Source organism: Actinomyces sp. HMSC065F11, from assembly GCF_001813085.1.
Lineage (GTDB): Bacteria > Actinomycetota > Actinomycetes > Actinomycetales > Actinomycetaceae > Gleimia > Gleimia europaea.
In genome coordinates this window covers 111,456-136,445 of the sequence record NZ_KV811465.1, presented here as the reverse complement: position 1 = coordinate 136,445, position 24,990 = coordinate 111,456, and the positions used below count along the sequence as shown (strand labels likewise).

At 56.4% G+C, this 24,990-nt stretch carries 16 protein-coding genes and 2 tRNA genes; 5 read left to right on the top strand and 13 right to left on the bottom strand.

Annotation, left to right across the window (positions count from 1 at the left end):
* Nucleotides 1-12 precede the first annotated feature (12 nt).
* Nucleotides 13-1,851 (bottom strand): chloride channel protein, encoded by a 1,839-nt coding sequence (locus tag HMPREF2891_RS01535; protein ID WP_070663681.1) that lies wholly within the window; start codon nt 1,849-1,851, stop codon nt 13-15.
* The gene (locus tag HMPREF2891_RS01530; RefSeq protein ID WP_070663680.1) at nt 1,841-3,811 is read right to left on the bottom strand and encodes a S9 family peptidase; all 1,971 of its coding nucleotides are present in this window, start codon (nt 3,809-3,811) and stop codon (nt 1,841-1,843) included. Before HMPREF2891_RS01530 ends, HMPREF2891_RS01535 begins: the two co-directional genes overlap by 11 nt.
* A gap of 115 nt (nt 3,812-3,926) precedes the next feature.
* On the opposite strand from HMPREF2891_RS01530, the gene dxs reads away from it, so the two are divergent.
* The gene (dxs, locus tag HMPREF2891_RS01525) at nt 3,927-5,831 is read left to right on the top strand and encodes a 1-deoxy-D-xylulose-5-phosphate synthase (protein ID WP_070663679.1); all 1,905 of its coding nucleotides are present in this window, start codon (nt 3,927-3,929) and stop codon (nt 5,829-5,831) included.
* A gap of 88 nt (nt 5,832-5,919) precedes the next feature.
* On the opposite strand, the gene HMPREF2891_RS01520 is transcribed toward dxs, so the two are convergent.
* Both HMPREF2891_RS01520 and HMPREF2891_RS01515 read right to left on the bottom strand, forming a co-directional pair.
* On the bottom strand, nt 5,920-7,152 hold the full coding sequence (locus HMPREF2891_RS01520) for a ribonuclease D (protein WP_070663678.1): 1,233 nt from the start codon (nt 7,150-7,152) through the stop codon (nt 5,920-5,922).
* The gene (locus HMPREF2891_RS01515; RefSeq protein ID WP_070663677.1) at nt 7,145-7,738 is read right to left on the bottom strand and encodes a DUF3000 domain-containing protein; all 594 of its coding nucleotides are present in this window, start codon (nt 7,736-7,738) and stop codon (nt 7,145-7,147) included. Before HMPREF2891_RS01515 ends, HMPREF2891_RS01520 begins: the two co-directional genes overlap by 8 nt.
* 190 nt (nt 7,739-7,928) lie before the next feature.
* Here HMPREF2891_RS01515 and HMPREF2891_RS01510 point away from each other — a divergent pair, with 190 nt between their 5' ends.
* On the top strand, nt 7,929-9,152 hold the full coding sequence (locus HMPREF2891_RS01510; protein WP_083311186.1) for a carboxylate--amine ligase: 1,224 nt from the start codon (nt 7,929-7,931) through the stop codon (nt 9,150-9,152).
* Nucleotides 9,153-9,255: 103 nt separating this feature from the next.
* On the opposite strand, the gene treZ is transcribed toward HMPREF2891_RS01510, so the two are convergent.
* The 9 genes from treZ to HMPREF2891_RS01465 form a co-directional block, all read right to left on the bottom strand.
* Nucleotides 9,256-10,995 (bottom strand): malto-oligosyltrehalose trehalohydrolase, encoded by a 1,740-nt coding sequence (gene treZ / locus HMPREF2891_RS01505; protein ID WP_070663676.1) that lies wholly within the window; start codon nt 10,993-10,995, stop codon nt 9,256-9,258.
* A 3-nt stretch (nt 10,996-10,998) separates the two neighbouring features.
* A complete protein-coding gene (gene treY / locus HMPREF2891_RS01500) occupies nt 10,999-13,500 on the bottom strand; it encodes a malto-oligosyltrehalose synthase (RefSeq protein ID WP_070663675.1) in 2,502 nt (833 codons plus the stop codon).
* A complete protein-coding gene (gene glgX / locus HMPREF2891_RS01495; protein WP_070663674.1) occupies nt 13,493-15,610 on the bottom strand; it encodes a glycogen debranching protein GlgX in 2,118 nt (705 codons plus the stop codon). The genes treY and glgX overlap by 8 nt, the downstream gene beginning before the upstream one ends.
* Nucleotides 15,611-15,710: 100 nt before the next feature.
* Nucleotides 15,711-16,805 carry an ABC transporter ATP-binding protein gene (locus HMPREF2891_RS01490; RefSeq protein ID WP_070663673.1) on the bottom strand — a complete coding sequence of 365 codons (1,095 nt, stop codon included), beginning with the start codon at nt 16,803-16,805 and terminating at the stop codon, nt 15,711-15,713.
* Nucleotides 16,802-18,409, bottom strand: a complete 1,608-nt coding sequence (locus HMPREF2891_RS01485) for an ABC transporter permease (protein WP_148131689.1) — start codon at nt 18,407-18,409, stop codon at nt 16,802-16,804. The genes HMPREF2891_RS01490 and HMPREF2891_RS01485 overlap by 4 nt, the downstream gene beginning before the upstream one ends.
* Entirely contained in the window at nt 18,406-19,410 is a 1,005-nt protein-coding gene (locus HMPREF2891_RS01480) for an extracellular solute-binding protein (protein ID WP_158237784.1), read from the bottom strand. Before HMPREF2891_RS01480 ends, HMPREF2891_RS01485 begins: the two co-directional genes overlap by 4 nt.
* 72 nt (nt 19,411-19,482) lie before the next feature.
* On the bottom strand, nt 19,483-20,862 hold the full coding sequence (locus tag HMPREF2891_RS01475; RefSeq protein ID WP_070620102.1) for an MFS transporter: 1,380 nt from the start codon (nt 20,860-20,862) through the stop codon (nt 19,483-19,485).
* A 115-nt stretch (nt 20,863-20,977) separates the two neighbouring features.
* Nucleotides 20,978-21,652: a response regulator transcription factor gene (locus HMPREF2891_RS01470; protein WP_070620105.1), complete on the bottom strand. Its 675-nt coding sequence runs from the start codon at nt 21,650-21,652 to the stop codon at nt 20,978-20,980.
* On the bottom strand, nt 21,649-22,323 hold the full coding sequence (locus HMPREF2891_RS01465; protein ID WP_158237783.1) for a sensor histidine kinase: 675 nt from the start codon (nt 22,321-22,323) through the stop codon (nt 21,649-21,651). Before HMPREF2891_RS01465 ends, HMPREF2891_RS01470 begins: the two co-directional genes overlap by 4 nt.
* 286 nt (nt 22,324-22,609) lie before the next feature.
* Between HMPREF2891_RS01465 and HMPREF2891_RS01460 the strand changes: the two genes are divergently transcribed.
* From HMPREF2891_RS01460 to HMPREF2891_RS01450, 3 genes are all read left to right on the top strand, one after another.
* Nucleotides 22,610-22,682, top strand: a tRNA-Gly gene (locus tag HMPREF2891_RS01460).
* A 1-nt stretch (nt 22,683) separates the two neighbouring features.
* Nucleotides 22,684-22,758, top strand: a tRNA-Val gene (locus HMPREF2891_RS01455).
* Between the two features lie 149 nt (nt 22,759-22,907).
* A complete protein-coding gene (locus HMPREF2891_RS01450) occupies nt 22,908-24,863 on the top strand; it encodes a SpaA isopeptide-forming pilin-related protein (protein WP_148131688.1) in 1,956 nt (651 codons plus the stop codon).
* Nucleotides 24,864-24,990: the final 127 nt, after the last annotated feature.

The following is a 24,990-nucleotide window of genomic DNA, read 5'->3' as shown; positions in this document are numbered from 1 at the left end:
TTCCCGGGAGAGTTAAGAAGTAGCCTCGTCGATGTCACGATTGGCGTGACGTTGCTGCCAGCGAGAGCCCCAGGAGGACTCGGCTTCGCGTCGTTCCAAGGCGCGGCGCTGCTCGCGATACATACGACGAACCAGTTCCTCAGAAGAAATCCAGCCAATAACCTCCCCGCTTTCAACCACCGGCATACCGGCTACGTGCGCGGCAAGCATTCGTTGCATGAACACCGAGGGCGTGGCGCTTGCTGGAACGGATGCTGTGCTCAGATGCAGGTCAGCTACCGTCGGGGGAGTATCGTCAGACAGGCGCGCGCTGGCAAGCTCCATTGAAGATACGGTGCCCACAAACTTCCCCTCCTCATCTACGACGGGAAGAAGTGAAGATTCCGAGGAGCGCATGATTTGAGAGGCTTCCGGGATCGTATTGGTTGTAATGATCAGGCCCGGAACGGGGCCCATTAGGGTCTTCGCAGCGTTATTGCCCATCAAGGTGGCATCGACGGGATCATCGAGGATGTCGCCGCGGCGAATAAGCTTTTCGGTGTAGATCGTTTTGCGGCTAAGGAATCGCGAGGTTCCGGTAGCAATGACAATGGCAAGCATAAGGGGAAGAACGAGGCCGTACTGACCGGTCATCTCGATGATTAACAGGACGGCGGCCATAGGCGCGCGAATAGCTCCGGCAAAGCACGCCCCCATACCGATAACGCCAAAGACGGCGGGACTGGTGGAGGTTAGTGGCTCCAGGTACATGCCGATGGCGGTCCCCACAATCGCGCCAATGTACATCGAGGGGGCAAACAGGCCACCTGCGCCTCCGATTGCAACGGTGTAGGTGGAGAACAGTATTTTCAAGCCTGCGTGTAGCAACAGAGCTGAAGCGGTGTAGGCGCCCAAGAGAGCTTCTGTTTGGATGGTTGTCGAAGTGCCGAAGAGTTCGGGGAACATCCACAGACCGAGTCCAAGAAAAATGCTGCCAACCACGGGCCGGCGCCATTCTGGGCCACGGTCGATTCGGTCTAGAAAATCTGCTAGCAAATAGAGCGTTTTTGACAGCAATAGGCCGGTGAGTCCGCACAGTAGCCCCACTAGGGGAACGGCCCACAGATCCAGTTGTGATTCCAGGTTATAGGTGCCCGGGAGGCTAATGATGAATTTGTCGCCGAGGATCGCTCGCGAAACTAATACGGAGGATACGGATGACAGTACGGCTAGGCCGAAGATCTCTGCGGAAAACTGCACGAGGATTACTTCCATCGCGAACACGGCTGCAGCCAGGGGCGCGTTGAAGGTGGCGGATACACCTGCGGCAGCGCCGCAAGCGACGAGTACCATCACGCGTTTTACCGGCATACGCAGGCGGCGTGCGATCATTGAGGAGATCGCAGCGCCCGTCTGCACAACAGGGCCCACCTTACCCACCGAGCCGCCGCCCCCAATGGTTAGTGCGGCAGCAATGACCTTGATAAACCAAACGTTGCGTGGCATGTCACCGCCATTTCGACGAACTGCCAGCATTACTTCTGGAATGCCCAGACCGCGCGTAGTAGGCGCCCACTTTTGCATCAGCGGGCCGTAGATCAGCGCGGAGATTACGGGCGTGAAAATCACAAACCACGAGCCGATCCCAAGCCAGCCATGCGTAGCGCCGCCCGTTGGAGCGTAGTCCGTATAGCCGGTCATGAGGTATTCCCACCCGATGATCAGGTAATGCATGAATACGACCATCAGACCGGTAAGGGCACCGGCCGTCACCGCAACCGTAGCTTGACCGGTGCGCCTATATACGAGGAGATGGCGGATCCTTCCAGTAAGCTCACGCGGGTGAGGTAAGCCGCCCGCCTCACTTGGCACTGGCGATTCCCCAAGCGTGCTTGTAGAAGTCCAGTTCAGTTAGTAGAGCATCTTGGATCGTGTCGGAACGGACAAATCCGTGGCCCTCTCCCTCGTAAATTTTTAGTTGGACAGTGCGCCCCAGTTTTTCGAGGGCATCCTTCATCATCTGCGCCTGAGAAGGTGGGACCACGCGGTCTTCACTACCTTGTAGCAAGAGGAGGGGCGCTTCAACGTTCTCAATATGGTTGATCGGAGACTTTTCGGCCCAAACCGGGTCGGAAAGATCGCTTGAACCTACGAGACGGCCAATGTAGCGCGACTCAAACTTGTGCGTCTCCTTAACTAGCGCGGCAAGGTCTGCGATACCGTACAGCGATGTGCCTGCGGTGAATGTTTTGGACGTTGCGAGGGCTAGCAGGGTGGCGAAACCGCCTGCGGAGCCGCCGCGAATCGCAACGCGCTTTGGGTCAGCCAGGCCTTTATCAACCAGGTATTGGACACCGGTTTCGGCATCGCTTACAACCATCTCGCCCCAGTTACCGTTCAGGCGCTCGCGATAAGGCCTGCCCCAACCTGTGGAACCGCGGTGATTAACATCCAGAATCGCAAAACCACGTGAGGTCCAGAACTGTTGTGACAAGGTGAGGCCTGGGCGGGCCGCCGAGGTGGGGCCGCCATGAATCATGACGATAAGCGGGGGCAGTTCGCCCTCGGGCGCCGTGAATGAAGGTGAGGCAGGCGGGTAGTAGTACCCGTGGGAGATTTCGCCGTCCTCGGTGGGCCACTCGATGGGCTCGGGCTTAGAAATCACACGTTCGGGCAGATCCGTCCAGGTAGACGAGCGCAACTCGGTCACCTCACCGTTCTTGATCTGAACGATTGCGGGCGTGCGCGTATCGGAGTCTGCAAGCATGACAACCCGGCCGTTGTAGGCCGCGACGTTGCCAACGGGACGCCAATCCGTGTGCCAGGTCTCCAGCTGTCCGTTATCTAGGCGCACTGTTCCCAGGTGCCAGTACGGACCTTCAGCCCACGAACAAATCAGATGATCTTCATCCAGGTTGTCAAACGAGTGCAGACCCAGTTGCCAGTGCGGATGAGAGAAAGCTTTTTGGGAGGGGTGTAGGCGGCGGGTGCGTAGGCGCGTGGTCCACGCGTTCAAGTCCTCGCCTTCGTGCCACTCAAACCCCTCGGTGCGGTACAGGTTTGCCCAGCCGCTTGAATCATCAACGTGGATGAGGTCGCCAGCGGCGGTCCACCTTGGCTCATAAACGGCTACGTCCTTCTGCCCGACAACCGTAACCATTTGGTCAATGTCGCCCTCGAAAGAAATTGATGCGACGTGGAGTTTAGCGCTGGTCCACGGCATGTGCGGATGATTCCAGGTAAGCCACGCAAGCTTGGTGCCATCGGGTGAGAGCGTGGGGGCAGCAACGAAATCAGTCTTGTCGTAAAGCGTCTTCACCCGCTCTGGTTCGCGCGCTCCCGACCCATCGAGTGGGATAGAAACCAGGTAGTTCTTTGGCTCGCCCTCGCCCGTGTGGTCTTCACAGACCGCGTAAACCACGTCGCGCACATCAGCAATGTGGAAGTCGCCGTAGCGGCGCTTAGATAGCTCGGTCAGAGGAATAATACCGGGAGTCTGATCGTTAAGATCAAACTTGTAAACGCGGTCATCACCGGCGTGCGAGAACACGATAACGCCCTCGTGAACGGCGTAAGCGCGGCCGCCGTACTCGTGCACGCGAGTGCGAACGTCAGGCAAGATAGTGCCCTCAATCATGGGCAAAACCTCTTCGGTAATGCCTACGCGGCCTTTGCGAAGCAGAACGTTACGACCTCCCTGGTTAGCCCTGCCTTCAACCCACATGGTTGCGTCACGATCCACGCGAAGTTGGGAAAGCGTGACCGTTCGTGCGGTTAGGTCGTCAACACCGATTGGGGAATCCCAAGTGCCGTAGGGGCGTTTTTGCGTCATTTTCAGTTCCAATCTTCACTCTAGGCCTAACTACTAATTTAGCGCGTTTAATTTTTGTGTGGGCAGGCAAGCTGATTTCGCCTTTAGTTATCGTGAATGAACTTTGCCCATTAAGATGGTGCTCATGAGTGAAAAGCCAGCCCCTAAACCCGGAAGACTTTTAGCTTCCATTAAGCAGCCTTCGGATTTGAAGGACCTCACTTCTGCCGATTTAGAAGTGCTGGCTGGCGAAATTCGCGAGTATTTGGTGCAGTCCGTTTCCCGCACGGGTGGCCACCTGGGCCCAAACCTAGGTGTGGTCGAACTGACGCTGGCGATTCACCGCGTGTTTGATTCACCACGCGACACGATTATTTTTGACACGGGCCACCAGGCGTACGTTCATAAGCTCTTGACGGGGCGCACGGATTTTTCAAAGTTGCGCCAAGAAGGGGGCCTATCTGGATATCCGTCGAGGACGGAGTCGCCTCACGACGTGGTAGAAAACTCGCACGCTTCAACCGCGCTGTCGTGGGCGGAAGGTGTGCTACGCGAATACCAGCGCACCGGCCGTGAAGACCACGTGGTTGCAGTTATTGGTGACGGCGCTTTGACGGGCGGCCTGGCGTGGGAAGCGATTAACAATATCGGTGACCATGCGGATGGCAACCTCGTAATTATTGTGAACGACAACGGGCGTTCCTACGCGCCCACCATTGGAGGCCTCGCACACCACCTGGATGCGCTACGCGTGTCAGAGGGATATGAGAAGGCATTGGCGTGGGGCAAGAAGAAGCTCCTGTCGCACGGACGTCCCGGGGAGATGGCGTTCGATGCTCTTCACGGCATGAAGGAGGGCATGCGTGACGCGATTAGCGCGGGCATAATGTTCGCGGACCTCGGCATTAAATACATCGGCCCGTTCGACGGGCACGACGAGGTGGCGCTCGAGTTTGCCCTCACTCGCGCCAAAGCGGCAAAACAACCCATTTTGGTGCACGTAATCACCAATAAGGGCCGCGGCTATGTTCCCGCAGAGGAGGACGTTGCTGACCGGTTCCATGCGGTAGGGAAGATCCACCCTGAGACGGGGTTGCCGGTAGCTCCCTCGCGATTTGGATGGACGGCAGTGTTTGCGGATGAGATCGTGAAGATCGCGCGGGAAAATCCGAAGGTCGTAGCGATCACTGCGGCGATGATGGCCCCGGTTGGTCTGCTGCCAATGCATGAGGAGTTCCCCGATCGCGTCATTGACGTAGGCATTGCGGAACAGCACGCGGTTACTTCCGCTGCCGGTATGGCTTTTGCTGGCGCGCACCCTGTATTCGCGGTTTATGCCACGTTCTTGAACCGTGCGTTTGACCAGGTGCTTATGGACGTAGCTCTGCATAAGGCAGGCGTCACTTTTGTGCTTGATCGTGCAGGAATCACAGGTGATGACGGCGCTTCTCACAACGGCATGTGGGACATCGCAATGCTCTCTATTGTTCCCGGCCTGCGTCTGAATGCGCCGCGCGATGAGGAGACTTTGCGCCTCGCTCTTCGCGAAGCCGTTGAGGTAGATGATGCGCCCACGGTAGTTCGCTACGCAAAGGGTGCTCTGCCCGACCCGATTCCAGCTATTTCGCGCCATCCGTGGGGTGATGTTCTGCGTGAAGGCGATCAGGCTCAGGTCGTGATCCTCGCTACGGGTGCGCTCGTGAAGAATGGGTTAGAAGTTGCGCGAATGCTTGATGACGCGGGCGTAGCAACAACCGTCATTGACCCACGCTGGCTACTACCAGTCAGCGCTGACCTGGTGGAACAGATCGAGAATGCGCAACTGGTTGTTACGTTCGAGGATGGTCTGCAGGAAGGCGGTTTTGGCTCCGCGGTGCGCGAAGCGCTCGCACGGGCGGGCAGGTACACGCCAGTCATGGCCCGTGGCGTACCAAAACAGTTCCTGGACCATGCCAAACGAGATCAGATAATCGAGGATATTCACCTGGATCCGAAGCATTCGGCAAGCGAGATCCTGCAGGAGCTGAACAAGCTTTCATAGCGGGAGCAGATACCGATTAGTTGCTACTCGGCTTAACTGCATTCGCCGTCTTCTTAGACACCTTGTATACGAGTCCGTGGTACAGAACCTAGTTGGTAGCTTTCACCAGCGCACCTGCAACGCGTTCAATCTGCCACTCGCGTGCGCCGCGGCGGCGTAGGTACTCTCGCATTTCGTCCGAGCGAAGGACCGGGCCGTCCCAGGCTAAACGCTTTTGCACCCGAGGTTCTAACAAAACAGCGGGATCTATGCCTAGCTCTTTAGCGAGCGGCTCAATGGCCCGACGGATCGTTTTAAGGCGTGCAAGCTCATCGGGGTGTGCAGATCGCCATCCAGACACTTTCGGTAGCGTTCCCGGCGCAACGGGCTTACGTAATGGTGGCAAATCGGTTTCCGACATGCATTTTGCGTGTCTGATTGCGCGGATCCACTCATCGGTGTGGTTGCGGGTGCGCGGGCGGCGCATTTCTTGAATGCTTAGCAGAGCCCGCTTATTTCGCGGAGGTTTGAATGCTAAAGACACGAGCGTGCGGTTGTTGATCAAGCGAGTTGGGGCAATATCTTGCTCTTTCGCAATAGCTTCGCGTGCTCTCCAAAGCTGCTCCAAAATCGCCAACTGGCGGCGCGTGCGGATTTTGCCTGCGCCAGGAATCGAACGCCACTTGTTCGGGTCCGCCGGTTTAGGCTCCCTACTCAAAATGTGCGCGAATTCCTGCTCTGCCCAGTCCCAGCGGCCGGCATCATACAGTTCGCGGCTAAGCGCCCTGTATAGCTGGGTTAAAAATTCCACATCCAGCGCGGCGTAACGCAGCCAGCTTCGGGGCAGTGGACGGTTAGACCAATCAGAAGCTTGATGCTCCTTATCGAGTGTTACGCCCAGGGTTTGTTCCAGCACAGCCGCGAGCCCAATGCGCTCAAACCCCAATAGTTGCGCTGCCACCTCGGTATCAAAAAGCTCTGGAGCGTGCAGGTTTGCGCCGCGTAGGCTTGGCAAATCCTGGTCTGCCGCGTGTAGGATCCAGACCGCGTTTTGCAGCGCCTCGCCCAAAGAGTGCAAGTGGGGGAGGGCATCTGCATCGATGAGGAAGGTGCCCGCATCCTCACGTCGAATCTGGATTAAGTAGGCGCGGTCTGAGTAGCGGAAACCGGAGGCTCTCTCCACGTCAATTGCCACGGGCATAGTCGAGCCTGCGAGTTTCTTGATCGCGCGGTTAAGGTCTCTAGGCGTATCGGTTGGGTCGGGCGTGCCTTCGCGCGGGTGCACTATCAGGGTGGGTTCAGAATCGGTCATGTTCTCGATCGGTTGCGGATGGTCAGGCATGCGGTATCGGTTCTATCGCAAAAGCGTGATCGTCATCTATGTAGGTTCCGGCCGTGCGGGCAATCAGTTTTAGCCAGGCCGCCATGTGCGGGCCAAGGTCGTTTGTTGCGGGCGACCACGAGGCGCGCATTTCTATCTCTACCTCGGAACCGGATAGTTTCAGGCCACCAAATGTGTCAGATAATTCGCGCGTAACCGTGCCGTTCATGTTGTGTGCGTTCGCTCCCGCGTCGTCGAGGGCGTCATGCGCCCAACTCCACACCACTTCACCAAGGAGAGGATCTGTGCCCATCTCGGGCTCCACCTGCGAGCGCGCATGCATGATTATGCGAAACCGGGAGTTCCAGCCCGGCTGCCCATCAGGGTCAAACAGCACCACAAAACGGCCTGTTGCTACGGGAAGCTCGTCTTCCTCAGCCTCTGTGAAGGCTCTAAGTGCAGCCGCATACGGGGCGATTTTACGAGGAGCGGGTACCTCTTGTAACTCAATGCCGGGTTCGGGCGGGACGGAACGCAAGCTGAGAAGGGCCTCAACGAACTCTTGCGGAGGCGGCACTCGCCCAGATGCGCTTACTTCGGCTAACACATATTCAGGCTACCGAGCACTACGGGGCTTTTCCGCTACGGCGCGCCCAGGTAGGTGAAAGAGCATGGCGGGCAGGTGCAAAATGTTACTTCGCGCGTCAATCTCGGGCCTACCGGCGTACAAACGCAGGCGAAGCTTATGTTGCATTAAACTTGATGGAGTTAAAGCCAGCTGTTTGAAGGAGTGCGCAGTGGACGCGACCAATGCAGGTATGGACCGATTTGAAGGTCTGCCGGTGATTCTTGGCGGAGGTATCGAAGCCTACGCGCTTGCCCGCCAGTTTAACGACGCCTATGACACGCACGTCGTATGCATTTCTGCCGCCCCCTCTAAGGCCGTAACCTACTCAAACTTCATCGACTGGGTGCCCGTGGAAGATGCCACTACAAATAGTGGCGTGCTAGATGTTTTGGAACAGGTTGCCAATAAGTACTCGCAGCGTCCCCTGATCCTCATGACGAACTCGGATGCGCAGATCGCAAACCTCGTGGAGGTGCGGGACCGCCTTCCCGACGGATACAAGGTTGCGCTGCCCTCAAGCCAAACGCTCGCGGCCGTGTCCGACAAGGCCTCGTTTAAGAAGATTTGCGAGGCAGCTGGCATATCTACCGCGCGTTTTGCAACGGTTAAAGCGTCCGCGCGCGGCGTTGATCTGAACTATCCGGTTGTAGCTAAGCCTGCTCTTTCCGCTGAGTTTGACCTGCTGGATATGCCGAATAAACACAAGGTCTACTATTTCGACACGCCTGCCGAGCTGGATGATTTCTTGTCCCAGCTGGAGAGCTATGGGTATGCCGGCGATTTTGTAATCGAAGAGTACATTCCTGGCGGTGACAGTCAGATCCGCTCCATCACCGCGTACGTGAACACCAAGGGCAAGCTGGTTATGCTCGTACACGCACACGTGGGCCTGCAAGACCACCGTCCCAGCCTGGTAGGCAACCCCGTGGCGATGGTAACCGGCCCAAACGAAGCCCTGTTCAATCAGGTGAAGACTTTCTTCGAAAAGGTTGATTATCAGGGGTTCGCAAACTTTGACATTAAGATCGATCCGCGCGATGGGGTTGCCTACTTCCTCGAGGTAAACCCGCGAATTGGCCGCAACTCAGGCTATGTTTTTGCCGGGGGAGTGAACCCCATGAGCGTCTTGATTGAAGACCTCGTACATGGCAAAGACAGCGAGTTGAAAGTTGGTGCGCGTGCGGCCCTGTACGCTCTCGTCCCAGTTCGCGTTGCCACCAAGTGGTGTGACGACCCAGAGCTTTCCCAGCGGATGAAGAAACTGGCGCGTGAACACCTATTTAACCCGCTGAAGAATCCGAAGGATCGTTCGCTAAAGCGCGCGGCATACCTAATTGCTAGGGATCTGCACCTGGCGCAGGTGTTTGAAATGTTCCCGCCAACCGAGCTCTAAATAGGCGGCGTTATTGCCTGTAAAGATGCCCCGCGTAGCTTGTCCGCGGGGCATCTTTAGATTTGAGCTATCGCGAGCCGGCGAGTGCAGCTCAAGCAAGTATCTAGCGCTTGTATATCGCGGCTTCCCCGGGTTGTAGATCGCCCGCGTTGCCGGACCAGCTCAAGACGAAGCGTTGCTCCTGGCTCACAGCAGGACGAGCCGGGCTAGTACCCATGTTTACTAGTACTTCGAGGCTCCCGCTACTCATCCGCAACAGGTCTTTTTCGAAGCTCACTCGCATGGGTTTGCCACCGGTTGCTTCTTCTTTGCGAATCTTAATGAGCTTCTTGTACCACGCCAGCATCCGCGCACCAGACTCGGATTGCGCGGTTTCCCAGTCCAGTTTCGATGTTTCAAACGTGGAGCGGGCAGTGGGATCAGGGACCGTAACTTTGCGGCCGTATATCGAGTCAAAGCCGTGCGATGCGAACTCGGCGCGGCGTCCCTCGCGCATAGCGCGAGCCATGTCTTCATCGCCCTCTTGATCTGAGAAGAACAGGAACGGTCCGCGTGAAGCCCACTCTTCACCCTGGAAAAGCATTGGTGTGAACGAGGAGAGCAAAACCAGCGCAGCAACCGAACCTAGTTGCGCATCTGAGAGCGTCTCTGAAGGGCGGTCACCTATCGCTCGATTACCCACCTGGTCGTGGTTTTGCGAGGAAATGACAAACCGGCGCCGGTCCATGTCTTTAGGGACGGTAGCTCCCCAGACTTTTCCGCGGAACGAGGAGTACGTGCCAGCGTGAAAGAAGACGTCCTCGAATGCCGCTATGAGAGCCTCGCGTGGCTCGAAGTCGGCGTAGTAGCCGTGCGTCTCCCCTGTGAACGCGGCGTGGAGGGCGTGGTGCACGTCGTCATCCCACTGCGCGTTCATGCCTCGGCCGCCCATGTCGGTGGGGGTGACCATGATTGCGTCATTCAGATCAGACTCAGCGATCAGCGTGAACGTGCGGCCAGTTTGGCGCTCCAACTTGGCTACGTCATCGGAAAGTTCAGCTAGGAAGTGGTAGTCGGAATCGTCATCCAGAGCGTGCACGGCATCCAGACGCAGGGCATCCACACCCATGTCTCGTAGCCAGTGCAAAGCTGCACCTTTCAAGAACTCGCGGGTGTGAGCAGCATTCTCGCCGTCAAGGTCAAGCGCGGCGCCCCACGGTGTCTCATGCTTGCTCGAATAGTAGTTGTCGAGCGAAGCAATGTAGTTTCCAACCGGCCCAAAGTGGTTCAAAACCAGGTCTAAACACACCGCGATGCCAAGGTCATGCGCTACCTCAACAAAGTGCACAAAGCCATCCGGGCCACCATACGCCTCATGTACTCCGTACAAACTCACCCCGTCGTATCCCCATCCGAACGTGCCGGGGAAAGGCGCAACGGGCATAACCTCCACTACCTGCACACCTAGGTCGGCCAGGTGCGGTAGTTTTTGCGTCGCTGCTTGGAGCGTTCCCTCGGATGTAAACGTGCCGACATGGATCTCCATGAACACTTTTCCGAGCAGATCGCCGGCATCAAAGGGTTTAAGTTTGGGTGGCTCCCACGTTTGTGCCGGTCCGTGCACGCCACTCGGGCGACGCAGAGCGCGGGGATCAGCAACGGGCGCGCCACCGTCCACGCTGTAGCGATACTTAGCCCCAAGAGGAAGCGGGGAAGGGCTGGTCCACCATCCCGCGTGATTTTCCATTTCCAGTGAGTGGGTGCCCTGGTACTCGTACTCCAACGTTATTGACTTAGCGGTTGAGGACCATACCGGAACAAGGCCGCGGCCAGGAGTGTCCTCAATACTCTTCGATATGCTCACGGTTCAGCTTTCCTCAATCTTCTTGAGTACGGATACCGGGAAAGCGTCGAGCAGATCCGTAGCCGGTGTCGCTCCGCCCTGGAAAACCTCGCCGGTGAATACGTCTTGCCACGATCCATCTGGAAGAACAACCGAGACCTCGTCCCAACCGCCGATCTCATCGAGGGCGGCTTTCCGCCTGGTTGCAACCGTGACTACGCGCGGCTCGCCAGCGAGCGTCCGGGCAAACGCCACGCAGTGGCCTGACGATGTGGGAAGCGCCTGGTATCCCGAGTCCTTGGAGACGAAAACGCTAGGCAAGTCCCGGCGCAGTCGCAGTAGCGATGCGGTGATCAGCATTTTTTCTTCATCTAGGCTCTGCGGGGAAGAGGCGAATACCTTGTCCAGCATTTGTGCGAGCCCCGGGAAGTCTACCGGTCGACGATTGTCAGGATCTACAAGGGAAGTCGCGGTGATTTCAGTGCCTTGGTAAACGTCGGCAACACCTGGCAAAGTTAGTTGTAACGCTTTCATCGGGAGGATGACCGAGCGCAGTAGGTCCGTGTTGGACTCACACCACTCGTCTAAAAGCTCAATGATCTGCGGATCAGAAATGATTGCGCAGGCATATTCCAAGAACTCCTGTTCGCGGCGCTTATCGGAGCTGGTCCACGAGGTCCACTCTTTTTGTTCCCGAATCGCTTTGGTGAGGTATCCGGTCAGCCTATCCGTGGTGATGCGATCGGTTGCTCCCCACGTGCCCACAATCGTTTGCCACATGAGATTCTCTGCGCGCCCATCAACATGGGCAGGGCGGTACTCGCGTGAAAGGGCGCGCATTTCGTTCAGCAGGCTAGCCCAGTCTTTGGAGCGCTGCGAAAGCAGTGAAATGCGTGCGCGCACATCCTCGCCCCTCTTAGTGTCGTGCGTTGTGCCGCACGTCATGGTTGCCGTCCAGTTGCTTTGGAGTTTGGACTCAAAAGCGTGGAAACGGTCAATGTCAAGGCTAAATACCTCGGGCGTAGACCCCACCTCATTAAGGGAAGTCATGTGGGTCCAGCGGTAGAAGGCCGTGTCTTCAACGCCCTTAGCTTGTACGGCTCCGCAAATTTGTTGGAAACGTACCATCACTTCGCGGCGACGCTCATCGCTTACGTCTAGGCCAGCGGAGCCAACCTCGTCACCAAGAACGAGGGCAACGATAACATCCATTGCGTCATCAACATCATCATCGAGCCGGGTGCGGGCACGCGCAGCAGCGTCTTCAACAACCGCGCGCGTCGCATCGGAAACGGGTTCGAGCGCGGCCACGTAAGCGCGGTAGCGGTCAAACTCGATTACGAGTTCACGCAGACAATCTATGAGGGAGCGGAACGTGTAGTCGCGCAGGCGAATGTCTTCCTGACAAATTTGCCAGACTAGAGTGCCAACCCGGCGAACTTCTGTCGCTAGCGAGGTGTCAATGATCTGCGCTTTAGCCGCGCGAATGATCGATGGAAGTGATGAAGGGGAGTCGCCGGCAATGTTCTGCATGATCGCTCCAAGCGGCATTGCGCCCGCCGGCTCGGTGAGAAGCGCGTGTAGTCGCCACGCCGTGTCATAGCCGGTGGTGCCAGCCACGGGCCAGTTGGAGGGCAGATCTTCGTCGCCTTCAAGAATCTTTTCGGCAACAATCCACTGGCCGTCCGTGGCCTCGTACAGCCGTTTGAAATATTCGGTTGGGTTTGCGAGGCCATCTGGGTGATCTACCCGCAGGCCATCGATGTACCCGGTTTGGACCAGGTCGAGGATTAGCGCGTGGGTGGCTTGGAATACTTCCTCTTGCTCAATGCGCAGGCCAGCTAGTGTGCCCACGTCAAAGAATCTGCGGTAGTTCAGCTCTTCGTCGGCTACCTTCCAATGCGCCAGGCGGTAGTGCTGGCGTTCGATGAGCACTGAGAGGGGAAGTGATTCGGTGCCTTTGGCTACGGGGAACACGTGCTCGTAGTATGTGAGAACCCACTGCTCGCCGTATTGAGGCTCCGTGGGGACCACCATTTTTTCGAGTTGGATCTCTTGGTCTGCCAGTACCTGGCCAATGCGTTTACCAAGGACAGGCATCAGTATGGGGGAGTCGAGGTCAACGTCGAACCAGTTCGCGTAGCCTGACTCGGCGCCGTGTTTAAGCACGGACCACATGGCTTTGTTGTGCCATACGGGTGTGGGCACAGCCATGTGGTTTGGAACAATGTCAACGATGACGTGTAGCCCCAGTTCGTGAGCGCGATCAGAAAACGCTTTAAAAGCTTCCAATCCGCCGAGCTGCACTGAAATGTGGGCGTGGTCCACCACGTCATAACCGTGCAGGCTGCCGGGCGCCGCCTGAAGGATGGGCGAAAGGTAGACGTCCGTTACCCCTAGATCAACCAGGTAGGGAAGCACCTCCTCAGCTGCGCTAAAGGGAAACTTTTCGTTCACCTGAAGGCGGTAAGTGGATATGGGGGTGCGTTTTCCTTCCGCTGGAAGGTGGGGGTGTGGATTATTCATCTTCGTTACCTCGCGGGCTCCTAAGTATGAGTATCGACCTGGCCGTCACATTCACCTTAGCGTTGGCATCGTGTATAGACTCGTCCAAGTCATCAGCCGTGTTAATGACTGTGCTCCAAGTTTTCCCGTAGGTTTGCTTAGGGAGGGTGAAGTCAATGTCGTCGGGGGAGGCGTTAAAACAGAGAATGAAATCATCGTCGATGATTTCCCTACCGCGCTCGTCGGGTTCATTGATTGCGAGGCCGTTGAGGAAGATCATTGTGGAGCGCGCCCACGCCTGGTCCCATTCCTCTTCGGTCATGTGCTCACCGCCAGAGTTGAACCACTCGATTTCGCCGAGGTCAGATTCGCCGCCGCGCTTGGCTAGCCCTTTGTAGAAGCGCCTGCGCCTGAACACGGGATGGTCGTGGCGCAGTGCAATCACGCGGTTCGCAAAAGCTAGTAGCTCTTTTTGCTCGGCGTCGAGTTCCCAGTCCACCCACGAGATCTCGTTGTCTTGACAATACGTGTTGTTGTTGCCACCTTGGGTGCGCCCCATCTCGTCGCCATGCGAGATCATGGGCACGCCCTGGGAGACTGCGAGAGTGGTCAGGAAGTTGCGCTGCTGACGAAGCCGCAGGCTGATTATCTCGGGATCGTCGGTAGGGCCTTCGACTCCGTGGTTCCAGGAGCGGTTGTTTGATTCGCCGTCGTGCCCGTCCTCACCATTGGCTTCGTTGTGCTTGTCGTTGTATGTGACGAGGTCACGCATGGTGAAGCCATCGTGGGCGGTTACGAAGTTGATTGATGCCATGGGCAGGCGGCCAGAATGTTCGTAGAGGTCCGCCGAACCGGAGAGGCGGGAGGCGAATGCGGGAAGGGAAGAAAACTCACCGCGCCAGAAGTCGCGAACAGTGTCGCGGTACTGACCATTCCATTCGGACCACAGGGGAGGGAATCCACCTACTTGGTAGCCACCAACGCCCACGTCCCACGGTTCTGCGATGAGTTTTACCTGCGAGACGATGGGATCTTGGTGAATGAGGTCGAAGAATGCAGAGAGTCGGTCTACCTCGTGGAATTGCCTTGCGAGAGTCGAAGCGAGGTCAAAGCGGAAGCCGTCCACGTGCATTTCGGTAACCCAGTACCGTAGCGAATCCATGATTAGCTGTAGCACGTGGGGAGAGTTCATTAGCAGTGAGTTACCCGTGCCCGTCGTGTCGAAGTAGTGACGCTTGTCCTCATCAACGAGGCGGTAGTAAGCGGCATTGTCCAGGCCGCGGAACGACAGGGTGGGGCCCATGTGGTTGCCCTCAGCGGTGTGGTTATACACGACGTCGAGGATCACTTCGATACCGGCCTCGTGGTAGGCCTTGACCATTTGTTTGAACTCTTGCACCTGCTGGCCACCCCCTTGAGTGGCGTAGGAGCTGTGGGGTGCGAAGAAGCCGATCGTGTTGTATCCCCAGTAGTTCGATAGCCCTTTTTCTTGTAGATGAGGGTCGTTTACAAACTGGTGGACCGGCATGAGCTCCACCGCGGTAATGCCAAGTTGCGTGAGGTGTTCGATGACTGCGGGATGAGCCATGCCCGCGTACGTGCCTTTAATTTCGTTTGGAATCTCAGGGTGCCTTGCCGTCATGCCTTTTACATGAGCTTCGTAGATGACCGTGTTGTGGTACTCGTGGTTTGGCGGACGGTCGTGGCCCCAATCAAAAAACGGGTTAATAACGATTGAGACCATGGTGTCTGCAATCGAGTCTGTTTCGTTTCGCTCATTCGGATCCTCAAACTTGTATGAGTACAGGGATTCCGAGGTGGTTACCTGCCCGTCGATTGCTTTGGCATATGGGTCAAGTAAAAGTTTGGTGGGGTCGCACCGGTGCCCGTTCTCGGGCTCGTAGGGTCCGTATACGCGGTAGCCGTAGCGCTGTCCGGGCAGTATGCCGGGCAGGTAGGCGTGCCACACGTGTGCGTCTACTTCGGTAAGCGCGATGCGTTGTTCGTTGCGGTCTTCGTCTAGCAAGCAGAGCTCTACCGAGTCCGCCACAGAAGAAAATACTGCGAAGTTCGTTCCCGTTCCGTCGAATGTTGCGCCGAGCGGGTAGGGTTCTCCAGGCCAAATTTGCATGCTTCTAGCGTGTCATACTCTAGGGCGCTAAACCATGCGATGGCGAAGCTTTGTTAATTTTGTCGCGTAAATCGTGTTTAATGAGGCGTAGCATTGGCGGCTAGTTTTGGGAAGGTAGTGCCCAGAGCAAGTCGTCGCGTAGCGTTATTGTGACGTGATCTCCTTCGCTACCAGCAAACTCGCTGGCCGGAACTTCCGTACTAATCGCGCCGCGTTCAGTTTCTATGCGGAGCTGGTAGGTTTCGCCTGTGTAAGTGCTTTGAACTATCTGCCCGATGTTGCCGCGGATGGGAAAGCGTGAGGCAGATTTTACGGGCTGAATGCTTACCGAGTCGGGGTATCCGATAATAACGATCGGCAAATCCTTACCCTCGTCGATGCTAGGCGATGCGGCGATCGTGAGGTCGTTGCCAAGAACATATGCACGAGCCATTACCTCACCGGACAATAGTCTCTTCGTATTCGCAGGGGTGGAAATGATCGTGGTTGCGCCAAGGTGTTTGGCAATTGAAACTGTTGCGGGCCCGTCGTGAATTTCTTGTGGAAGGTCATCCTGCACGATGTGTCCGTCTTCGAGGTAGATAATGCGGTCTGCTATGGAGAAGGCTTCTTTCACATCGTGTGTGATGTAAATGGACGCGCAGTTCATTCGCTGGTGCACGCGCAGGATTTCGCTGCGCAGGGTTTTGGCGGAGAATGCGTCAACGTGTGCCAGTGGTTCGTCGAAGAGAAGCACTTGCGGCCGGCGCACCAGGGTTCTAGCCAGCGACACTTTTTGACGTTGTCCGGTGGAGAGTTCTGCAGGGTAACGATTTGCCAAGTCCCGAATGTTCAACACGGTCATTGCAACAACAACTTGCTCGTCAGGAGTCGAATCAAACAAGTTACGGTTTACGGCGAAGGCAATGTTTTGTTGCACGGTCATGTGGCCAAAGAGTGCGGGAGAATCCATGACCATGGCGCTGGGACGCTGTTGGGGCGGAAGGGAGCTAACATCCTTGTCGGCCATGCGCAGCGTGCCGGAGCTGGGGCGTGTGAGGCCGCTAATAACTCGCAAAAGTGTGGATTTGCCAGCGCCGGAAGGACCGAGAAGAACAACAAGTTCGCCAGGATAGACTTCAAGATCAATGTTATGTAACACAAGACGGCCATGGCGCGTGAGATTGAGGTTTTGAAGGCTCAAGTTGGGTTTCATGATCGGCCTCCCTGGCGGCTGGTGCGAATCCTGAGTAGCAGGGACGTAATAGGCAGTAGTAACAAAATGATGGCGGAGATTGCGAGGGCGAGGATAGCAGCAGGGCCAAATTCCGCGTGATCGATAAGCCGGTATAGGTAGGGCACGAGTAGCGGCGTGGAAGGGGACGTCACCCACATGATGGGCGCGACGCTCACTGCGCTAACAGCGAGCACGATGGTGACGGACATAGCCACAGATTGGCGCAACCACGTTTGTGCGCTGACCTGGGTAGCCCGTACAACGCTTGCACCAAGCATGAGTGCGGTTTCAAAATCCTGTCGGGGGAGCACACTGCCATAGGCACGTACGCTCACGTAGGTAAGAGGCGCACTCAAAGTCAGGTAGGCTGCGACGGTTAGTAGTGACGCCATGACCGGTTGCGCTGTTGAGGAGAGGTTTACCGCAAGATGCGAGGAGGGCCCGTAAGCGAGGCCGAGCGCGCTTCCTGTGGTGGCACCGGGAACCATCAGGGCCAGGCCGAAGAGCATATCAACCACGTGGCGGCCGGGCCGGCGAGCTTTCAACCAAAGTCCACTACCGGCAATCACAATAGAACCGACAACCGTGAATAGTGAGATGACAAGCGCAGTGGTGATCACCATGGGGGATGAGGAAGTCTGGTTCGTTCCCGCCCGAGCAACCATGAATATCACTGGAGCAGTGGTTACTATGGCCAAGGCACTTACCGTAGCCACCCGTGGCCAGAGCGCCAAGCCCACCGGCTGAGAGAACGAAGTGCGGTTACTATCTGGTTCGAAACCGCGAAACGCGCCCAGCAGGTCGCGCGATTCCAAAGCGCGAAAAGCTATAGCTCCAAGCCCGAGAGTCGTCATCAGCAGAACCAAGGATATGCGCGCCGCCCCGCCGGTGTCACCGAGCGCTGTTGTCAGTGTCCACACCGCCCGCGAGGCGTTTGGATGCGGATATGACAGAAGGGAGGGAACCACCGGATCAGAGACGGACAGAATGAAGACCACCAGCCAGGCAAGGGGTAATCCGCGCCGCATTCTGGGCCACACGGTGTGCCTAAAAATCTTCCATTCGCCAGCTCCGTTCACGCGACAAATATCAATTAGCGCTAGCGGAACCTTTAAAGTCGATAGGCGCAGTAGCGCATAAGCATAGGGCGACAAAGCCAAAGTGAATGTAAATATTACGGCGAGACGGCCGAAGAAGGGAGGGAAGAACCCCGGAGCCAAAATGCCTCCGCGCCCCACCCCGCGCCAGACAGCGGCCCCGATTACAAATGGGGAAAATGTTGCGGGAATAAGAATGATCACGTCAAAAATGCGGGAGAGGGAGCGGGGTAAAGATCGGTTAAGGGCGGTCAAAATAGTTGCGAGAACAGTGGCAATACAAGCAACTATAGAGCTGTCAAGCACTGACCAAAACACGGGTTCCAGCACTTCGTTGCCCGCCACATTTGTCTTGCTTACCACAGCACTAAGAATCAAAACGAATGCCGGATAGCCAAAACCAACCAACATGCTAGAAACCAGAATAATGGTAGCGATCGTGTCGAAGATCGCGGGCATGCGAGCTTGTAGGCGCCTCCAACTCATTTCGAAAACTCCAGATGATTCGCTGCCCATTCCATCCACCGCGCCCGATCTTGCGCCACCTCATCTGAAGTCGCATCCATGATGTTCACATTCGACGTTGCCAAGAGACTCTCCAGATTGTCCGGCAACTGCCTACTAATCGGACTTTGGGAAATACCGGCCTTCGCCATGGCTTCCTGGCCAGACCTGCTCGATAGCCAGTCCAACATTGCCTCACCCTCAGCTTGGGAGCGTGTGCCCGCAAGAAGTCCAGCGCCACCAACTTCGTAAAACGTGCCCTCGCTCGGATACGTCACATCAAGCCGCGCCCCGGACCCAAACCGCTGCTCACAGTAGGGTGCGAAGGAAATTGCGACTGCTGCGTCCCCCGCCGCAATCACGCTCGCGGGCGCAGTCCCCGAGTGGGTAAACCGCGCGACATTTGCGTAAACCTTTTCGAGGTGGTCATCCGCCTCGGATCCAAAAATTTTCGCCTGCGTCCATAGCGCGGTGAACGCGGTACCTGAAGTGAGGGGAGAGGACGCCGAAATCCATGTTTTGAGGCGCGGATCTTCCAGGTCTTTCCAACTCGTTGGGCGGGGGAGATCGTTTGCTTCGATGACTTCTGGGTTTGTGCAAATAGCCAGTACGGATCCGTAAACGCCAAACCAAGCTGCGTCTGCGTCTTTAAACCGCTCAGGGATGGTATCAAAACCCGTTGGCCTGTATTGCTGTAGGAGGTTTCGTTCTTTAGCGAGGACGTAGCCGTCTGAGGGTCCGCCCACCCAGATGTCGAACTCAGGTTCGCCGCGCGTGGAAGTTAGACGTGCGAGGGCTTCGGAAGTGGGTAGGCGCAAAAATCGGGTGGAGATACCCGAGTCGTGTTCAAAATCTGCACGCCACTGTTCGCATACAGATTCGTCGTTAGAACACAGGAATATGAGCTCGCTTGTCGGCGCGCACGCCGCAGTGAGGAGGGCACACATGAGGGCGCCCATCACCAAGCGGAGTCGGATACGCATGGTGTAAGTGTAGCCAAGTGGGGCGCGGTAAAACCGCGCCCCACTTTGATTCCCATTCATCCAGGTGGATGTCTACTGGGCCTGATGGCCTGCAGTTCGCTGCGCCATTAGTCTCTTCTCGTCGCGACCAACGATCGCGAACAAGATTACAGTGATGATGGCGAAAACAATGAAGCAAATGAAGGTGGCGTCCCAGCCAAACTTATGGACGATGATGCCAACGCCCGTAGAAGCGAGGGTAGCGCCCAGCAGATAGCCGAACAGACCCGTGAAGCCCGCTGCGGTGCCTGCAACGTTGCGGGGCGACAAGTCGATTGCCTGGAGGCCGATCAGCATGACCGGGCCGTAGATGAGGCCGCCGATAAGGCCAACGAGGGTGATAAGGACCCACATCGGGGTACCAACCGGCATGAGCCAGTAGGCAGCAATGGCGACTGCAGTTGCAATGGTGAACAGAATGCCGGTGCCGGAGCGGTAGCCCTTAAATACGGAGTCGGATAGCCAGCCACAAAGGATGGTGCCAAGGATGCCAGCGAGTTCGAACACGGCGTAGCCAACCAGGCCAGAACCAATCTCGGCGTGATGCTTGTCGGCGAGGAACACAGTGATCCAGGAGAGCACGCCGTAGCGTAGTGAATATACGAATACGTTCGCAACCGCAAGCATGACGATGGTGTGATTGGTGAGAACGTGCTTGAAGATGAGTTCCTTCGCGGACATACGCACGCCATCGTCTACGCTGACCTTAGCCGGGTCGTCGCGGTATTCCTCGATTGGGGGCAGGCCGATTGATTCAGGGGTGTCGCGGATCAAGAAGAATGCGATTACCGCAACGATAAGGGCAACGACGGCCGGTACCCAGAAGGCTGCCTGCCAGCTGTTGGAAGTCCAGGCAAGACCAACACCGATCAGGGCGGGAAGAGCTGCGCCACCAACGTTGTGGGCGGTGTTCCAAAGGGAAGTTTTCCAGCCACGTTCTGAGGTGGAGAACCAGTGAACGAGTACACGCCCGCACGGGGGCCAGCCCATTCCTTGGAACCAGCCGTTGATGAACATAACGGTTGCGAAGATGCCAACAGAGGCGGTAGTCCACGGTGCAAATGCAACGAGGAGGTTCATTACAGCCGAAAGTGCAAGGCCAAGGGGAAGGAAGTAGCGCGCGTTCGAACGGTCGGACAGCATCGCCGAGAAGAACTTGGACAGGCCGTAGGAGAACAGCACAGCGTTAGCGATGATACCGATGCCTACGGTGTCGATGCCCGTATCTTTCATGAGGAGCGGAGCGACCGCAGAAATGTTGTTGCGAATTAGGTAGAAGCCCGCGTAGCCGATGAAAATGCCAAGAAATACTTGGAGTCGAAGGCGGGGGTACATGTGGTCAACGACGTCCTGGGGTAGGCGCTTTGCCGGTGCGGGGGCGCGCAGCCACTTTGGAATCGAAGAGTTGTTCATTTGGCACTCCAATGTGCAGTCGAGAATTGGACTTAGCCATTTGGCCTACGTTCCCAGTTTGACTGCGGGGGAGTAACACCTTCGCGTGCGACGGTCACACTTGGTAACAGCTTTGTTACATAGACAGTGTGTAGCCGCGTCCGCGTACTGATTGGATAGTGCTTTCGGGTAATCCCGCCGCTTCCAGCTTCTTTCGCAACCGGTAAACCGTGGTTTTCACCATGTTGCGCCCTCCCGCAGTCGCTGCGGTGTTCCACACTTCGTTGAGGAGGGTGCGCACAGGCACAACTTCACCCCGGTGATTGAGCAGGCAGCGAAATAGTTTTCGTTCGATTTCAGAAAGGTCTACCGCCGTCCCGTTTACGTATACCGCGTCCATTTTGATCATTACCGGCCCGACGTTGGTGACGGGCTCGGCCGGCGCTGGCATGGTACGGCGAACGATTGCTTTGGCGCGAAGGATTAGTTCTTGGGGCGAAAACGGTTTCGCAATGTAGTCGTCGGCTCCCGCCTCAAGGCCAGCAACGCGCTGCGCGGTGTCACCAAGCGCTGTGAGCATAATGATGGGCACATCCGAGCTCGCTCGAATCCGTTTGGCGAGGGTTGCTCCGGAAATGTCGGGCAGCATGAGGTCGAGGATTACGAGGCTAACCGGCCGGCTTTGGAAGAGTTGCCATGCGTGGGCAGCGTCGTGCGCGGTGACTGTGTCAAACCCGGCTGTTTCGAGGGCGAAGCTGACAATTTCTGTCATTTGCCTCTCGTCATCGACAACGAGTGCAAGGTATTTCATTTGCGCTTCCTAACCGGCTGCGTTGGAGTGTTTGGCAGGAGAACGTGAATGGACGTTCCGCGCCCCCACAGGCTATCTACAAGCACTTCTCCGCCGTGAAGTGTAACGATTCTATCGACGATTGCGAGGCCGAGGCCGGCGCCCTGCCCGGCGGGTGTTTGTCCGTTTGCTCCGAGTTGCTGGAATGGAACGAAGAGTGAGTCTCTTTCGCTGGGGTTGATTCCGGAGCCGAGGTCACGAACTTCGATGCACCTGCTATTCGCGCTGGGGTAGGTGTGAACAAGGATTTGGCTGTCCGCTCCTGCGTGACGCACAGCGTTATTGATGAGGTTCCAAAGCACGTGTTTTATTAGGGCAGGATCGGCGGTGATGGGAAGCGGTTCGCCAGAGTCGGTCAGGAGGATCGGAAAGTCGTGGATTGAGCGCATCTCTCGGGCCGTGTCGCGAGTAAGCTCACGGAGGTCAAAATTTTCGAGTGCAAGGTACCCCTCACCCGCATCGAGTTTGGCAAGTGTGAGGAAGTCTTCTGCGGTTGTGATGGCATGTTCAGCGTTGGCTTGGATGGTTTTGGTGAACTGTTTTTGCTCTTCGGTGAGGGGGCCTGCTGATTCAAGGAGCTCAGCCGCCCCTTTGATGAGAGAAAGGGGCGTGCGTATTTCATGGGCCAGCACATCCATACTCGGAACAACTGTCGCGCCGCTGCTTGGCTTTTTATTCTTTCGGTGCTCGCGCCATGCAAACGGTATGAGAATCGTCGATATGAGCGCGATCAGGCCCAGAGAGCAGAGCCAAATGTTTAATGAGGGCGTAACTAAGATCACCGTACCTATCTTTGCATCTAGATGAGTTTTGCGCGAGTAATCCGCAGAATATAGCTGTTTGGGGCGGGGCTGTGTTGGTTTTGCCAAAAGCTAGAATGTCCGTTAAGCTTGTCGATGTTCGTTAAACGACACTTACGCGGATGTGGCTCAGTTGGTAGAGCATCACCTTGCCAAGGTGAGGGTCGCGGGTTCGAGTCCCGTCATCCGCTCGGGCGATTGGCGCAGCGGTAGCGCACTTCCTCGACACGGAAGGGGTCACTGGTTCGATCCCAGTATCGCCCACCATCCAAGCGGCCCGAAGGAGCCGCTTTTCTCGTTTTGCTTTGTTTTCTGCCTGTATAGGCATATAGTCCTATTGTACCCATCCGTACACGGACATCATCTGGAATCTTGGCTACTTCAGATGTGTCCGCAACACTTTGAAGGTGAAGACCTTGACTGATTCAAGATTCTTAGTATTAAAACGAGGGGTCGCACTGGCGCTGAGTGCGATGCTATTCGTGACGCTTTTGGTTTTTAATACCATTTCGTCTGCTCCCGCACAGGCAGCTGAAAGACCGTTCCCTGACTACGACTTGAGCTTTGAGTGGATCCACGGCCAGGTTGACAAAAACTGGAAGCAGGGCGATCCGGGCGATGGCTGTATAAGGTCCGATGAGAACGAAGTTACGCGGCTTTCACACTTTGGTTTCAGAGCGAAACTTAATCCATGTGATGGCGTGCGCACCACGATGAAGTTTAAATACGACACCGTTGATCCGGACATGGCTCCAACGCTTAATTTTCGCCTTGGCGTGACGTGGCAGTACACCAGAAGAAGTGACAACGATCCTTATACCTGGAAGCCGGTCGAGAACTTCACGATGGACGGCAAACCGGTACCAGCCGAAAAATATGACCCATCCAGTCAAGATAGCGTGGTCGTGAAGAACAACGACGGGTCATGGAGGCACCTGGGTAACAATAACCCGCGAGATTTCTTCGAACCAGTGCACGTAGTGTTCGACGACGAATTTTATAACGATGAGGAACACACGTTCCAGTGGGACGCTTACCTGCCTGCCGATGGAGATCATGCGGGTATGTCTATTGGGACCGGTTCTACTGGCGATACGCAAGGTGGTTCGATTGGCGCAAAGGCAAACGGCCTGTACGTGAGCATTCCAGCCTACGCCGACTATCGCTATGTTCTCGATTCTGAATACCGTGCGGTACAGAATGTCGACGAAGAGGCAAAAATTCCGAATCGACGCCAGTCATTCTGGTCCGGCCCGATCGAGGGATCTACTTACACCACCATTACATGTTTGGAAGATCAGCTGCTAGAGCCTGTGATGGCGCAGCAGAGCATCACCGACATCTACCCCGAGTTAGCTGGGGTAGTGGAGAATCCGGGAGAAGTTAAGTTCCAAGATGGATCTGGGAATTATGCACTAGCGCGTTACCCGTACGAGTTTTACGTAGGGCAACCAGGAAACTGGACGTCGCTCTCGGGTTTGACAATGATGAATTGGGATAGTGAGTCGAAAACGTTCATGCCCTACGGGGAAAAGAACATTCCTTACAAGCCGACTTTTGAGTCCGTGAGGAAGGATATCCCGGGTTATACATACGTTGACAACGACCTGCCTATCCTTAAAGACGGGCGCATGGATATGCCTGGTTATGTTAAGTCCGAGGCGCCAAACTTCGAGCTGTCGTATCACAAGACGCCGGGCGTAGAGACCCAGCACATGTATTTCACCTACAAGAAGAATCCGGGCACGTTCAAGCTCTCTAAGCAGGATGGGGACGGCACCGCTCTGGCAGGTGCACACTTTGAGCTATATCAGCTGGTCAACGATAAACCATCCCCCTGTGGTGTTGAACCAGATTTGACCAATACGGAAGAGATTACCGTTTGCCCGGTGCGCACCCCGTCCTCACCGAGTGAACTACAGGAGATGCTCAATACCGCCCCAGCCAACTGCGAAACCAAGCTGGTTCGCAAGGTCGTGCTAGAAGGCTTTAACGCAGATGGTTCGTTTACCACTGGAGCAGATGGTACGTTTACGCCCGAAGGAGAACCTGCCCTGGAGCCGGGCAATTACTTTGCGCGCGAAATTAGTGCCCCTAAGGATTATGAGATCCTGAATGAGTACACTCCATTTGAGGTTCCTTTGCAGACTGAACAGGACGATGAGGGCAATCCCGTGGCGGTTCCTGTAGACGTAAGCGTCAAGAACTACAAGACTCCGCCTCCTCCAACCACAGAGCCGAGCACTGAGCCAACCACTCCGCCTACTCCGCATCTGCCAAAGACCGGTGTAGCGCCCCTGTGGCCTGCTGCAGTGATTCTGCTTGTAGCAGGAGCGGTTCTCACTGTCGTTCGGAGGAAGAACGCGCAGTAACGGTATGTATGCGGCGTGAATCGTAGCGACGCCAAATGAATCGGGTGCCTGGTATCTACCGGGCACCCGATTCTTAATTACAGAACCCGCTGTTTGCAGAGGGCTCCTGCGATAGTTAGGACAGCCT

What these genes read in the sequence shown, in the direction of transcription:
- HMPREF2891_RS01530 (WP_070663680.1), bottom strand. Translation starts at nt 3,811, where the DNA reads ATGACGCAAAAACGCCCCTACGGCACTTGGGATTCCCCAATCGGTGTT.
- dxs (WP_070663679.1), top strand. Translation starts at nt 3,927, where the DNA reads ATGGTGCTCATGAGTGAAAAGCCAGCCCCTAAACCCGGAAGACTTTTA.
- HMPREF2891_RS01520 (WP_070663678.1), bottom strand. Translation starts at nt 7,152, where the DNA reads ATGCCTGACCATCCGCAACCGATCGAGAACATGACCGATTCTGAACCC.
- treY (WP_070663675.1), bottom strand. Translation starts at nt 13,500, where the DNA reads ATGAATAATCCACACCCCCACCTTCCAGCGGAAGGAAAACGCACCCCC.
- glgX (WP_070663674.1), bottom strand. Translation starts at nt 15,610, where the DNA reads ATGCAAATTTGGCCTGGAGAACCCTACCCGCTCGGCGCAACATTCGAC.
- HMPREF2891_RS01490 (WP_070663673.1), bottom strand. Translation starts at nt 16,805, where the DNA reads ATGAAACCCAACTTGAGCCTTCAAAACCTCAATCTCACGCGCCATGGC.
- HMPREF2891_RS01485 (WP_148131689.1), bottom strand. Translation starts at nt 18,409, where the DNA reads ATGAGTTGGAGGCGCCTACAAGCTCGCATGCCCGCGATCTTCGACACG.
- HMPREF2891_RS01480 (WP_158237784.1), bottom strand. Translation starts at nt 19,410, where the DNA reads ATGCGTATCCGACTCCGCTTGGTGATGGGCGCCCTCATGTGTGCCCTC.
- HMPREF2891_RS01475 (WP_070620102.1), bottom strand. Translation starts at nt 20,862, where the DNA reads ATGAACAACTCTTCGATTCCAAAGTGGCTGCGCGCCCCCGCACCGGCA.
- HMPREF2891_RS01470 (WP_070620105.1), bottom strand. Translation starts at nt 21,652, where the DNA reads ATGAAATACCTTGCACTCGTTGTCGATGACGAGAGGCAAATGACAGAA.